Annotated in this window: 11 protein-coding genes and 1 pseudogene; 5 read left to right on the forward strand and 7 right to left on the reverse strand. The window is 65.4% G+C overall.

Going from position 1 to position 12,214, the window contains the following annotated elements; all coding sequences use genetic code 11:
* Positions 1-118: 118 nt before the first annotated feature.
* The 4 genes from Q2M23_RS33460 to Q2M23_RS33475 all read right to left on the reverse strand — a co-directional run bounded on the left by Q2M23_RS33460 (position 119) and on the right by Q2M23_RS33475 (position 4,250).
* Positions 119-946: an ABC transporter permease gene (locus Q2M23_RS33460; RefSeq protein ID WP_168858953.1), complete on the reverse strand. Its 828-nt coding sequence runs from the start codon at positions 944-946 to the stop codon at positions 119-121.
* Positions 939-1,712 (reverse strand): ABC transporter ATP-binding protein, encoded by a 774-nt coding sequence (locus Q2M23_RS33465; RefSeq protein WP_057020142.1) that lies wholly within the window; start codon positions 1,710-1,712, stop codon positions 939-941. Before Q2M23_RS33465 ends, Q2M23_RS33460 begins: the two co-directional genes overlap by 8 nt.
* A 158-nt stretch (positions 1,713-1,870) precedes the next feature.
* A complete protein-coding gene (locus Q2M23_RS33470) occupies positions 1,871-2,875 on the reverse strand; it encodes an ABC transporter substrate-binding protein (RefSeq protein ID WP_253638026.1) in 1,005 nt (334 codons plus the stop codon).
* A 13-nt stretch (positions 2,876-2,888) separates the two neighbouring features.
* The gene (locus Q2M23_RS33475) at positions 2,889-4,250 is read right to left on the reverse strand and encodes an FAD-dependent oxidoreductase (protein ID WP_316398338.1); all 1,362 of its coding nucleotides are present in this window, start codon (positions 4,248-4,250) and stop codon (positions 2,889-2,891) included.
* Positions 4,251-4,364: 114 nt separating this feature from the next.
* Here Q2M23_RS33475 and Q2M23_RS33480 point away from each other — a divergent pair.
* Positions 4,365-5,248, forward strand: a pseudogene (locus Q2M23_RS33480) (LysR family transcriptional regulator).
* Between the two features lie 62 nt (positions 5,249-5,310).
* Positions 5,311-5,574 carry a type VI secretion protein gene (locus Q2M23_RS33485; RefSeq protein ID WP_253638030.1) on the forward strand — a complete coding sequence of 88 codons (264 nt, stop codon included), beginning with the start codon at positions 5,311-5,313 and terminating at the stop codon, positions 5,572-5,574.
* 2 nt (positions 5,575-5,576) lie between these two features.
* Here Q2M23_RS33485 and Q2M23_RS33490 read toward each other — a convergent pair whose 3' ends face one another.
* On the reverse strand, positions 5,577-6,374 hold the full coding sequence (locus Q2M23_RS33490) for an enoyl-CoA hydratase-related protein (RefSeq protein ID WP_316398340.1): 798 nt from the start codon (positions 6,372-6,374) through the stop codon (positions 5,577-5,579).
* A gap of 179 nt (positions 6,375-6,553) precedes the next feature.
* Here Q2M23_RS33490 and Q2M23_RS33495 point away from each other — a divergent pair, with 179 nt between their 5' ends.
* Both Q2M23_RS33495 and Q2M23_RS33500 read left to right on the forward strand, forming a co-directional pair.
* On the forward strand, positions 6,554-7,528 hold the full coding sequence (locus Q2M23_RS33495; protein ID WP_316398341.1) for a ketopantoate reductase family protein: 975 nt from the start codon (positions 6,554-6,556) through the stop codon (positions 7,526-7,528).
* Positions 7,529-7,568: 40 nt separating this feature from the next.
* Positions 7,569-8,348, forward strand: coding sequence for an SDR family oxidoreductase (locus Q2M23_RS33500; protein WP_168859383.1), 780 nt, complete (start codon positions 7,569-7,571; stop codon positions 8,346-8,348).
* A 98-nt stretch (positions 8,349-8,446) separates the two neighbouring features.
* Here Q2M23_RS33500 and Q2M23_RS33505 read toward each other — a convergent pair whose 3' ends face one another.
* Positions 8,447-9,181: an aspartate/glutamate racemase family protein gene (locus tag Q2M23_RS33505; RefSeq protein ID WP_253638032.1), complete on the reverse strand. Its 735-nt coding sequence runs from the start codon at positions 9,179-9,181 to the stop codon at positions 8,447-8,449.
* A gap of 158 nt (positions 9,182-9,339) precedes the next feature.
* Entirely contained in the window at positions 9,340-10,020 is a 681-nt protein-coding gene (locus Q2M23_RS33510; protein ID WP_316398342.1) for an alpha/beta family hydrolase, read from the reverse strand.
* A 249-nt stretch (positions 10,021-10,269) separates the two neighbouring features.
* Here Q2M23_RS33510 and Q2M23_RS33515 point away from each other — a divergent pair, with 249 nt between their 5' ends.
* Positions 10,270-12,105: a cytochrome c gene (locus Q2M23_RS33515; RefSeq protein WP_316398343.1), complete on the forward strand. Its 1,836-nt coding sequence runs from the start codon at positions 10,270-10,272 to the stop codon at positions 12,103-12,105.
* The last annotated feature ends 109 nt before the right edge of the window (positions 12,106-12,214 follow it).

Below are 12,214 nucleotides of genomic sequence, written 5' to 3' on the forward strand. Positions count from 1 at the left end.
CACCAATCTTGATTGGTTGAACGCGTTGGAGCCCCAGCCTTTTTCTAACAACCACGCCTGTGGTTATGGGTCCCGGCCTTCGCCGGGACGACACTTTGTGTGTGGCGGCAGCGCGCCCTTACCGCCAGTGCAGCAACCGCGTCTCGAGCAAATTGATCAGCTTCCCCACCGCAAGCCCGAACAGCGACAGGATCACGACGCCGGCGAGCAGCTGATCGGTCTGCATCAGATTGCCGGCCTGCAGCACGAAGGCGCCGATGCCGTATTGCGCGCCGATCATCTCGGCGCTGACGACGAGCAAGAGCGCCACCGATGCGGTGATGCGGAAGCCGGCGAGGATCGAGGGCAGCGCGCCCGGCCAGATCACGCGGCGCACGATGGCGTGGAACGGCACGTTGAAGCTCTGCGCCATCCGGATCAGGTTGCGCGGCACGGCATCGACGCCGCTATAGACCGAGATCGCGGTCGAGAAGAACACGCCAAGCGCAATGGTCGCGATCTTCGGCTCCTCGCCGATCCCGAGCCACAGAATGAGCAACGGCAGCAACGCGATCTTCGGAATCGGAAACAGCGCCGAGATGAAAGTGATGCCGACGCCGCGCGCCATGGTCGACAGCCCGATCGCGAAGCCGACCACGACGCCGGCGGCCGTGCCGATGAGCCAGCCGGTGCCGATCCGCATAATGGACCACGACAAGTGCTGCCACAACGCGCCCGACATCGCGAGCCTATAGATCGCGACCGCGATCGCCGACGGCGCCGGCAGGAACAGCGGATTGACCCAGCCTGCGCTGCCGGCGAGCTGCCAGAGCGCGATCACGAGCGCGAGCGCGATCCAGCCGGCATGGCGGCTGCCGCCAGACGTGAAGCCGGCGCCGCGAAACGCGACCGGGCGCGTCGTCTCCGCCGACTGGTCTTTCGCTTCCTGCGGCGCGCGGTCAAGCATGCTGGACCTCGCGTTCGGCATCGATCGCTTCTTTCCGGATCAGCGACCACAGCTCACTTTGTAGCGCGGCCATCGGCCCGCGCGCGTCCATCGTGCCGCGCTCGGCGCGGGTCATCGGAATGGTCACGATTTCCCGGATACGACCGGGGCGGCGCGACAGCACCACGACGCGGTCGGCGAGCCGCACCGCTTCCTCGAGATTATGCGTGACATAGACCGCGCCCATTGCGCCGTCGGCGAGCAGACGCACGAAATCCTCCATCAGGAGCTCGCGGGTCTGCGAATCCAGCGCCGACAGCGGCTCGTCCATCAGCAGGATCGCGGGGCGAACCGCGAGTGCCCGCGCAATGCCGACGCGCTGGCGCATGCCGCCGGACAGTTGCTTCGGATAGGCGCTGCGGAAATCCGACAGCCCGGTGCGGCGCAGCGCATCGTCGATCACGGCGCTGCGCTCGCCGGCGCTCAAACCCGTATGCAACAACGGAAACGCGACGTTGTCCTCGACCGTGCTCCACGGCAGCAGCGCAAAATCCTGGAACACGAAGGTCAGCGGATTGAGGCTATCAGCCGGCGCCGCGCCGCGCAGCTCGGCGGCACCTTTGCTCGGCCGCAGCAGGCCGCCGAGGATCGACAGCAGCGTGCTCTTGCCGCAGCCGGACGGACCGACGATCGCGACAATCTCGCCCGCGCGGACCGTGAAGGAGACATCGTCGAGAACGTCGAGCGCGCCGAAGCGATGGCTGATATGGTCGGCGATCAGGTCCATCTACCGGCTCACTCTTTGACCCGTCATCCTGAGGAGCGCGCACTTGCGCGCGTCTCGAAGGATGGACGGCCGGTCACTATCGGGGCCGTCGATCCTTCGAGACGCCGCTTCGCGGCTCCTCAGGATGACGGGGATAGAGCGGTGTCTGCGGTCTAACATCAATCCGCCTTCACGTAATCCTTGGCGATGATCGCATTGGCATCGAAACCCTTGTCCACGAAACCCTGCCCCTGCAGCCATTTGATCTGGTTGTCGAGGTTCTTCACGTCGAGCTTGCCGTCGGGATCGATATAGGCGCAATTGCCGACCACCTGCGCGACCGGCAGGTTGGTGTATTTGGCAATGATCTCGAGCAGCGGCCTGGTCTTGTCGTTGATCGGCGCCACGCCGTCCTTGATCGCAGTCAGGATCACGTCGTGATATTCGTGGTCGGCACGGGTGAGCGCGGTGAGCAGCCTGGTCACCAGCGGTGCGTTGGTCAGCGCCTTCGGCGACGCGAAGATGGCGCCTAACTGCCACGGCGTCTCGTCGCCGACCCAGCCGAGCAATTTCGCGCCGTTGGAATCCATCAGCGTCCGCGCGGTCGAGACCGGCAGCAGCGCGGCGTCGACGGTTTCGCCCTTCAGCGCCGCGGCTGCGTTCGACAGCGACTGCAGCGGCACCACCTTCACCTCGGACAGCTTGAAGCCGTATTTGTCGGCGAGCAGGCCGAGCGAATAATGGAAGCTGGAGCCGACCTGGGTCACCGCGACGCGCTTGCCCGCCAGATCCTTCGGCGTCTTGAGGCCGGCGGCATAGGCGTTGTTGCTGGCGAAGTAGCCGATCAGGGGATAGCCGGCCTTCTCGCGGCTCATGCCGCCGATCACCTTCAGCGTGCCCTTGCCGGCGAGATTATAGAGCCCCGCGGTGACGGCGGTGATGCCGAAATCGACATCGCCCGACGCGGTCGCGACCGCGATCGGCTGCGCCGCGTCGAAGAACTTGAGCTCGACGTCGAGGCCGGCGTCGCGGAAATAGCCCTTGTCCTGCGCAATGAACACCGGCGCCGAGGACGACAGGCGCAAGACGCCGATCTTCGCCTTCAGGAGATCATCGGCCCGCGCGAGACCGCTCGCGGCCCACACCAGGAGACCCGCGAGTGCGAGCCGCGCCCAACGCTTCATTGCCGTCCTCCGCTTACAATCCCTCGGGCACGGCCTGATCGCGGCCGATGAACGCGCCCTGTGTGCCGAGCTGTTGTTGCAACTTTTCGACGGAAATGTCGCGCGGAATCGTATTGCCCGACAGCGCGAGTGCGGCTGCGGTTCCCGCCGCCTCGCCCATCACAAAGCAGGCACCGGAGACGCGCGCCGCCGATTGCCCCTCATGGGTCATCGAGGCGCAGCGGCCGGCGACCAGGAGATTGTCGACGCCCTCCGGTACCAGCATGCGGTACGGCAACTCGTTATAGCCGCGGCTCTCCGGGATCGGCGGAAACTCGAAGATCACATCACCCGGCACATGGGATTCCTTCGGCCAACCATTGACGCCGATCGAATCCTCGAACGAGGCGCAGCCCAGCACGTCCTCGCCTGACAGCATATATCCGCCGATCACACGCCGCGTCTCGCGGATGCCGAGCTGCGGCGGCAGATCGACGATGTAGGAATTCTCGAAGCCAGGCACCGTGCGCAGGAACTTGAACGCTTCGACCGCCTGGCGGCGCCCCTCGATCTCGCCGCGCGTCATGTCGTCAGGATCGATACCGGAAATGGCGCCGCCGTCGCTGCGCGTCACCTGGGTGAAATTCACCCGCCATTCGATCTGCGATTTCTGCGGCCGCACGATCGCCGACTTGCGCGGGAATGTGTGGGTGCCGGCGGCCTCGGCCTCAGCCATCAGCGCCGGGATGGTGCGCCAGGCATCGCCGGCCTTCGCTGGATCGATGCCGTTGAGGCGGAACATCATCGAAGGGTAGAGCATGCCGCCGGCATTATCGCCGACTTCATGGGGCGCACCGGCCCACACCGCGAGATCGCCGTCGCCGGAGCAATCGATGAAGATGCTGGCGCGCACGGCCTGACGGCCGGCCTTGGTTTCCACCATCAGCGCACGGATATGCGAACCATCCATGACGACGCCGGCGCCGAGCGCGTGGAACAGAATGTCGACCTTGTGATGTGCGAGCAGATCGTCGGCCGCGATCTTGTAGGCCGCGGTGTCGTAGGCCTGCGCAAGGATCTTGCCGAGGATCAGATGTGGCGCGTTCAGCCCGCCGAGCCGGTCAATCCGCGCCAGGAGGTCGGAGGCGATGCCCTGCACCACGCGGTGCATCTCGCCGAAGATGTTGGCGTGCAGTCCGCAGAAGTTGGTCACGCCGGCCGCGGTGCCCATGCCGCCGAGAAATCCGTAACGCTCGATCAGGAGCGTCCGCCGTCCGGCACGTGCCGCGCCGACCGCTGCCGCGATGCCGGCCGGTCCGCCGCCAAGCACCACCACGTCATATTCGCCATAGACCGGGACCTGCCGCGCAGGTTCTTCGATCGTGCTCGCTCGCATCATTTCCGCCCTGAACAAAGTTGATTGGGCCAACTATGAATTGATGCAGATTGCAGTACAATCTACCAAATTATGTAATCAGCTTTCGCGAATCGAGAAAGGCGAGCAAGGCAGATGGATACGCTGGTCAATCTCGAAGCCTTCCTTGCCACCGCCGATGCCGGCGGCTTTTCCGCCGCGGCGCGCAAGCTCAACGTCGCGACATCCGTCGTCGCCAAACGCGTCACCCAGCTCGAGGAGCGGATCGGCACCGCGCTGTTCTACCGCTCGACCCGCCAGTTGCGGCTGACCGAGGCCGGGCAGCAATATGTGCATCGCGCCCGCGGCGTGGTTGCCGATGTCGGCGATCTCTTGTCGCGGATGGGCGAGAAGCAGCGCGACCTCTCCGATCATCTGCGCGTCAAGGCGCCGACTTCGCTGACGGTGGCGCGGCTCGCCGATGCCTTCACGATCTTCCAGAAGCAGAACACAAGCGTGAAGCTCGAGATCGTGATGATCGATCGTCCGGTCGATCCGGTGACCGAAGGTTTTGATATCGCGATCGGCGCCTTCCCGCATTCCTTTGGCGGCGTGGTTGACGAGCCCTTGTGCCGGCTGCCGCGTCTCGTATGCGCCTCGCCGGCCTATCTGAAGAAGCACGGCACGCCGAAGCATCCGCGCGACCTGGTCGATCATCGCTGCCTCAGCTTCCTGCCGACCGGACCGGAATGGCCGTTCGAGGGACCGCGCGGCCGCATCAATGTCCAGGTCCGCCCGATTCTCTCTTCGAACGAAGGCCGCGTGCTGACGCAAAGCGCGGTCGCCGGCAACGGCATTGCGCTGCTCTCGCATTATCTGGTCGCGGACGCGCTGCGCGACGGCGCGTTGCAGCCGGTACTCACCGACTTTCCTATTCCGGAATTGTGGGTCAAGGCCGCCGTTCCCGAGCGCCGCATCGATGCCGCCGCGGTGCAGGCGCTGCTAAGGACATGAAAAAATCGCTGTCGCAGCCGCTGTGATGCGACGCCGGCCTTGCCGTTGGCATGCCGACCCGAGACAAGGACGCGAAAGGATCGCCCGCTTGAAACTCCCGATCTCAATGTCGTTTGGTCTCATCATCGTCGCTGGGCCCGCGGCCGCGATCGAGACCTGCCGCTTCATTGAGGCCAAGGCGGAGCGCGAGGCCTGCTACCATCGGCAAGAGCAGGAACTTGCGGCGAAGCGCAAGCCCGAGCCGCCGGTGACGCGGTCGAGCGAATCGAAGACGTTCGATCAGCTGCAGCAGATGCGCCGCGACGACGAAGAGGTCTATCGCAGCATGCGCGGCATCTGCCGCGGCTGCTGAGCTTACGCGCCGCCGCCCCACCGGCCCGCGCGCTTCTCGGCGAACGATGCAAGCCCTTCGGCAGCTTCCGCGGTCTGCCGCTTGGCTGAATGCAGCTGGACGAGGCGCTTGTAGGCCTCGTCGTCCACCGCCATGCCGCCGAACGAGCTTTCCATCGCGAGCTTCTTGGTCTCGGCCATCGCATCCGGGGCATTGCCGAGCAGCTGCTCGACGACCTTGGCGCCGGCGCTGTCGAGATCGGCCAGTGGCACCACCTCATGGACGAGGCCGATGCGGCGGGCATCCTCGGCGCCGAACCGTTCGCCGGTCAGCGCATAGCGGCGCACCTGGCGGACGCCGATCGCGTCGCAGAGCTGCGGGATGATGATCGCCGCGGTCAGGCCCCAGCGCACCTCGGTGATCGAGAACAGCGCATTGTCGGCCGCGATCACGATATCGCAGGCCGAGATCACGCCGGTGCCGCCGCCGAAGCAGCCGCCCTGCACCAGCGCGACGGTCGGGACCGGCAGCGTGTTGAGACGCTGCACCGCCTCGAAGGTGGCGCGCGACGCCGCCTCGTTCTCCTCGAACGATTTCGGCCGCACGCCGTTGATCCATTTCAGGTCGGCGCCGGCCTGGAAATGATTGCCGTTGCCCTTCAGTACGACGACGCGCACCGGCCTGGTCGAGAGATCGTCGATCGCGGCCAGCACGCCTGCAATCAGCGCGCCGTCATAGGCATTGTTGACCTCGGGACGATTCAGCGTGACGGTCGCGACACCCCGCGCATCGAGGCTCCACAGGACTGGGCTGGCCGACATGACGTTGCTCCCTCGTTCGGCATTGCTGTTATCTTGTACTGGCCTTGCACTATGGCGAGAGCGGATGCCTTGATCCATCACTTTCGAGCGCGCGCGACCGCGCCACGCGCATGACGGGTTGCGCGATGCCCCGCGCTTGTGGAAACTGACCGGGCACGTTGCGGAGAATTGTTCCACTCATGCGTATTTGCATTTTCGGCGCGGGCGCCGTCGGCAGCCACTTCGCGATCCGGCTCGCACGTGCCGGCCATGATGTGGCCTGCGTGATGCGCGGGCCACATCTCGACGCGGTCAGGACCAACGGACTGACGCTGAAGGTCGGCGACACCAGCATCACCGCGAAGGTGAAGGCCTCAGCCGATCCTGCCGATTTGGGACCGCAAGACATCGTCATCAGCACACTGAAGGCGACCGGCATCGGCGCGCTCGCAGCCGGGCTCCCGCCGCTGCTTCAGCGCGACACATCAATCGTGTTCGCGCAGAACGGCATTCCCTGGTGGTACGATCTCGGCCTGCCGCTACAGCATCCCGCGATCCCCGATCTCGGCTTCCTCGATCCCGGCGGGCATTTGCGCAGCGCCGTCCCGAAGCAGCGGATCATTGGCGGCGTGATCTTTTCCTCCAACGAGGTGGTCGCGCCGGGTGTCGTCGCGAACCTGTCGCCGGACCGCAACCGCCTCTTGATCGGTGAATGCGACGATCGGCAGAGCGAGCGCATCGCCCGCCTGCGCGCGGCGCTCAACGACGCCGCGATCGAATCGCCCGAGGTCAAGCAGATCCGCGAGACGATCTGGTCGAAGCTGTTGACCAACATGTCGATGTCGGTGCTCTGCCTGTTGACCGGGCTGACTGCGCGCGGCGTCCGCGACGATCCTGACATGCAGGACGTGATCCCGCGCCTGCTCGACGAGGCCAATGCGGTGGCGACACACTATATTCCCGAGGTCAAGCGTGTCACCCGCTCAGGGCCGGCGCCGGACCACAAGCCGTCGATCCTGCAGGACTACGAACTCGGGCGCGCCATGGAGATCGACGCGCTGGTGCGCGCACCGGCGGCATTCGCCCGCGCGGCCGCCATTTCGACCCCGATGCTCGACCTGATGGCCGCGCTCGCGATCCAGAAGGCGCGTGACAAGGGCCTGTATCAGGGCTGACAATCCGACCCACCACGATAACAAGCAGGGACATCGAACCATGCAAGTCAAGGACAAGGTCTGCGTCGTCACCGGCGGCGCGAGCGGGATCGGCGAGTCGGTGGCGCGGGCCTATGCGGACGCCGGTGCTCGCGGCGTCGTGGTCGCCGATCTCAAGACCTCGCGCGATCGGCTCGCGAGCGTCGCCGGCGATATCGACGGTCTTGCCGTTACCGCCGATGTCGGGCTCGAGGAGGACATCAAGGTGTTGATCGCCGCCGCCGAGGACAAATATGGTCCGGTCGATGTGTTCTTCTCCAATGCCGGGCTCTCGCGCAAGGGACAAGAGACCGCGTCCGATGCCGACTGGGACGTGAGTTGGCGCGTGCATGTGATGAGCCACGTGTACGCGGCGCGCGCGCTGGTGCCCGGCATGCTCGCGCGCGGCTCCGGCTATCTCATCAACACCGCATCCGCCGCGGGGCTATTGGCCTCGCTGAACTCGATGCCTTACGGCGTGACCAAGAATGCCGCGGTCGCGCTCGCCGAGCATCTCGCCATCCAGTATGGCGATCGCGGCATCCGCGTCTCCGTGCTCTGTCCGCAATCGGTGCAGACGGGCATGACGACGCCGGGTCCGAGTGCCGCGCGCGTCGACGGCGTGCTGCAGCCGGGCGAGGTTGCGCGCATGGTGATCGAGGCGATGGCGGAAGAACGTTTCCTGATTCTGTCGCATCCGCAGGTGCAGGAATACATGCAGCGCAAGGCCACCAATCGCGAGCGCTGGCTGTCCGGCATGCGCCGCCTGCGCGACCGGATCTATGGCGGGGTGGCGTCATAAAAACTTCATCCGTCATTGCGAGGAGCGACAGCGACGAAGCAATCCATTCTCGGCATGCGGCGCCATGGATTGCTTCGCTTCGCTCGCAATGACGAAGCTTAGTCTTCTGGAGCCGGCGCGAATCCTTCGAGCAAACCCGTGTATCTCTTCGCCCCAGGTGAGGCATAGGCACCGCGGCGCGACGTCGTCAGCTTGAGGCCGGCAAGCGCTTCCGCCTGCTTCACCGCGGCGGCCACGCCGTCGACCACGGGCACGCCGAATTTCACCGACAGCTCATGGGCAAGATCAGCCATGCCGGCGCAGCCGAGCACGATGGCGTCCGCGCCCTTGTCCAGCGCGCGGGCGATCTCGGCCTCCAGCTTCGGCCTCGCGCCCGAGCCCGGCTTCTCGAGATCGAGCACCGCGACGTCGCAGGCAGTAACCACCGCGCGGTCGGCAAAGCCGTAGCGGCGGACCAGTTCCTCCAGCGGGACGATCGAGCGCGGCAGCGTGGTGACGATGCCGATGCGCTTGGCGATCTGCCCGGCGGTGACCAGCGCCGCCTCGCAGATGCCGACCACCGGATAGCGGGCCGCCGACCGCGCGGCATCGAGCCCGGTATCGTCGAAGCAGGCGATGATGCCGGCGTCGGCATCGGGCGTCTTCAGCAACGCCTCGATCAGCCCGGGAACGGCGAAGGCCTCGTCATAGAAGCCTTCGATCGAGGCCGGTCCCATCGCAGACGTGACGGCGACGATCTCGGTGCCCGGTGCGGCCACCGCCCGCGCGGCGGTCGCGATGGTTGCGGTCATCGACACGGTGGTGTTGGGATTGACGATCAGGATCTTTGTCATGGGTGGAGAATAACATCCCTTTCGCGGCCAAGCGTAGCCCGGATGAGCCAACGGGTCGCGCGAACGCGCGCCCGATGACAGGCTCCGCGATATCCGGGACCGATCTCGCCCGCGGCATGCAGACCCCGGATGTCGCCTCGCTCATCCGGGCTACACACCTATGCATGCTTCGCTACCCAGCCCGCGAAGGCATCGAGCACGTCGGCCATCACCTCGCGGTCGTTGCGGCCGGAGCGCTTGAGGACATGGAAGGAGTGGTCGGCCTCCTGCACCGGATGCAGCGTCGCGCGATGACCCAACCCCTTCACCACGGGCTCGAGCAGGTCGAGCTCGGCCAGCGCGTCGCGGGTGCCCTGCAGGAACAGCATCGGGACCTTGACCTCGGCGAGATGCCTGGCCCGCTCGCTCGACGGCTTGCCGGCGGGATGCAGCGGAAAGCCGAGAAACAGCAGCCCGCGCACGCCGGCGAGCGGCGCCTTGGCCTGTGCCTGCGAGGTCATGCGTCCGCCGAACGACTTGCCGCCGGCGAACAGCGGCAGTTCGCCGCAATGACGCGCAGCTTCCGCCACGGCGGCACGCACCGTTGCCTGCGCGACGGCGGGCGGATCGGGCCGCTTGCTGCCCTTCTCCATGTAGGGAAACTGATAGCGCAATGTCGCGATGCCGCGCTCCGCCAGGCCCTCCGCAATCGCGACCATCGAGGGATGCGTCATGCCGGCGCCGGCGCCATGGGCAAACACATAGGCGCTACGGGCCTTCGCCGGCCGCAGCAGCAGCGCGGACACCGTGCTGTCGTCCGAGACCGTGATCGTGAGCGGCTGCACGCCTGACGTGTTCAAGATGACATCTCGAAGAATTGTTGCGCCGTTGTTTCTAGCCGCAGGCCTCGCTGCGCGCAAATGCCGCCGCGGAGGGAACGCCGCAAGTGAACTGGCTCACAGCCAATCAACATTTCCGTTGTTAGACCAAGCGCCGCGACTGTAGGATGGCGCACACCGCATCACACGCTTAACGCGAACTCGTTTTTCGGCGAATTTTAACATCTCATCCATATCACGCGCGGATACCGCGAATTGGGGGAACGGGGCATGCCTCGCAAGACGATATTCGTCATCGGACTGTTGATTGTCGCCGGCGTGCTCTATTTCAAGGACGATATCGAGACGGTGGCGAGCGGCTTCCGCGTCAAGGTCGTCGACTACCAGCCGCCGGCAAAGACGGTGTGGCTGGATCAGAATGTCAGCGCGGAGCGGCTGCGCTGGTTCTATCACGCCGACCAGGGCACACGGACCTTCGGCATTCCCCATGAATGGTTCATGGCGCTGGAGCAGCCGACGGTCTGGCCGCTGTTCACCGCGGCGCCGCGACTCAGCGAGACCAATTATCTCGGCCGCTTCGGCTTTATTCCCGACACGGTGATTCCGGGCAAACCCGATGCGCTGCCGATCGGCTTTTCGCAGGGCGGCCCGATGGCCGATGCCAACGGCGCGCCGTGGCGCAATCCGCACAGCAAGGCGGATATGACCGGCGTCGGCCTGACCTGCGCCGCCTGCCACACCGGCAGCTTCAGCTATCGCGGCACCGAGATCGTGATCGACGGTGGGCCGGCCAACACCAATCTGTTCGAATTCCAGAAGAGCGTCGGCGTCTCGCTGCTGCTGACGCGGTTCTGGCCGGGCCGCTTCTCGCGCTTTGCCGACGAGATCCTCGGCAAGGATGCCAGCCTCGACGAACGCATGGCGCTGCGCGGCCAGCTCGACCTCGTGCTGAAGCAATACGCCAACATCAATTCGCTGGAGAACAAGGTCGCCGCCAACAGCGTCGAGGAAGGCTATGCGCGGCTCGACGCGCTGAACCGGATCGGCAACCAGGTGTTCTCGATCGACCTGAACAACCCGAACAACTACGCCTCGCATTCGGCGCCGGTGCATTTCCCGCGAATCTGGAACGCACCGTGGTTCAGCTGGGTGCAATATGACGGCTCGATCATGCAGCCGATGGTACGCAACGCCGGCGAGGCGCTCGGCGTCAGCGCCGAGCTCAACCTGCTCGACGAGTCCAAGGGGCTTTACAAATCGAGCGCGCGGATCGACGTGCTGCACGAGATGGAGCGGATGATCGCCGGCGAGCCGCCCAGCGAGGACAAGGGTTTTGGCGGACTTGCTTCGCCGAAATGGCCGGAGAACATCCTGCCGCCGATCAACATGGACCTCGCGAAGAAGGGCGGCGAGCTCTACAAGACGCATTGCCAGGGCTGTCACGGCCCGGCGATCGACAGCAAGGCGCTGCCCGCGAGCGAAGCCTTTGCGCTGTTCAAGGACAAGAGGCGCTGGACCAGGAACGAGGCCGGCCAGCCGCTGCTCGATGTCGAGATGATTCCGATCAGCCATATCGGTACCGACAGCGCGCAAGCCGAGGGCCTCGCGCACCGCACCGTCGAGACGCCGGCCAATCTGAACATCAAGGACAGCAGTTTCGGTCCTGCGCTCGGCGATCTCGTCGAGAAGACCGTCGACTATTGGTACGACCAGAACAAGACCCCGCCGGAAGATCGCAAGCGCATCAACGGCTACCGGCCGAACGAGATCCAGGCGCCGCTCGCCTACAAGGTCCGGCCGCTCAACGGCATCTGGGCGACCCCGCCCTATCTGCACAACGGCTCGGTCCCGACCATCTACGCACTGCTGTCGCCGGTGAAGGATCGTCCCGCAACCTTCTATCTCGGCAACCGGGAGTATGATCCGAAGGATCTCGGCTACGTCTGGAAGGACAAGATCAAGAACGCCTTCATGCTCGACACCACCAAGCGCGGCAACGGCAATTCCGGACACGAATTCTCCAACGAGAAGCGCACCGGCGTGATCGGGCCGGAGCTGAAGGAAGACGAACGCCGCGCCCTGATCGAGTTCATCAAGACGCTGTAGGCCCCCGAAGGGACTGCGCCCCCTCTCCCGCTTGCGCAGGGGTGTCCGGGGAAATTCAGGCATAGTGGAGCTCCATCTGGTCAGGTGAGATGGTTGATTTCCGACGGCT

It is taken from the genome of Bradyrhizobium sp. 33ap4 (assembly GCF_032654765.1).
Taxonomy (GTDB): Bacteria; Pseudomonadota; Alphaproteobacteria; order Rhizobiales; family Xanthobacteraceae; genus Bradyrhizobium; species Bradyrhizobium australafricanum.

What these genes read in the sequence shown, in the direction of transcription:
- Q2M23_RS33495 (WP_316398341.1), top strand. Translation starts at nt 6,554, where the DNA reads ATGCGTATTTGCATTTTCGGCGCGGGCGCCGTCGGCAGCCACTTCGCG.
- Q2M23_RS33515 (WP_316398343.1), top strand. Translation starts at nt 10,270, where the DNA reads ATGCCTCGCAAGACGATATTCGTCATCGGACTGTTGATTGTCGCCGGC.
- Q2M23_RS33475 (WP_316398338.1), bottom strand. Translation starts at nt 4,250, where the DNA reads ATGCGAGCGAGCACGATCGAAGAACCTGCGCGGCAGGTCCCGGTCTAT.
- Q2M23_RS33490 (WP_316398340.1), bottom strand. Translation starts at nt 6,374, where the DNA reads ATGTCGGCCAGCCCAGTCCTGTGGAGCCTCGATGCGCGGGGTGTCGCG.
- Q2M23_RS33505 (WP_253638032.1), bottom strand. Translation starts at nt 9,181, where the DNA reads ATGACAAAGATCCTGATCGTCAATCCCAACACCACCGTGTCGATGACC.
- Q2M23_RS33465 (WP_057020142.1), bottom strand. Translation starts at nt 1,712, where the DNA reads ATGGACCTGATCGCCGACCATATCAGCCATCGCTTCGGCGCGCTCGAC.
- Q2M23_RS33470 (WP_253638026.1), bottom strand. Translation starts at nt 2,875, where the DNA reads ATGAAGCGTTGGGCGCGGCTCGCACTCGCGGGTCTCCTGGTGTGGGCC.
- Q2M23_RS33500 (WP_168859383.1), top strand. Translation starts at nt 7,569, where the DNA reads ATGCAAGTCAAGGACAAGGTCTGCGTCGTCACCGGCGGCGCGAGCGGG.
- Q2M23_RS33460 (WP_168858953.1), bottom strand. Translation starts at nt 946, where the DNA reads ATGCTTGACCGCGCGCCGCAGGAAGCGAAAGACCAGTCGGCGGAGACG.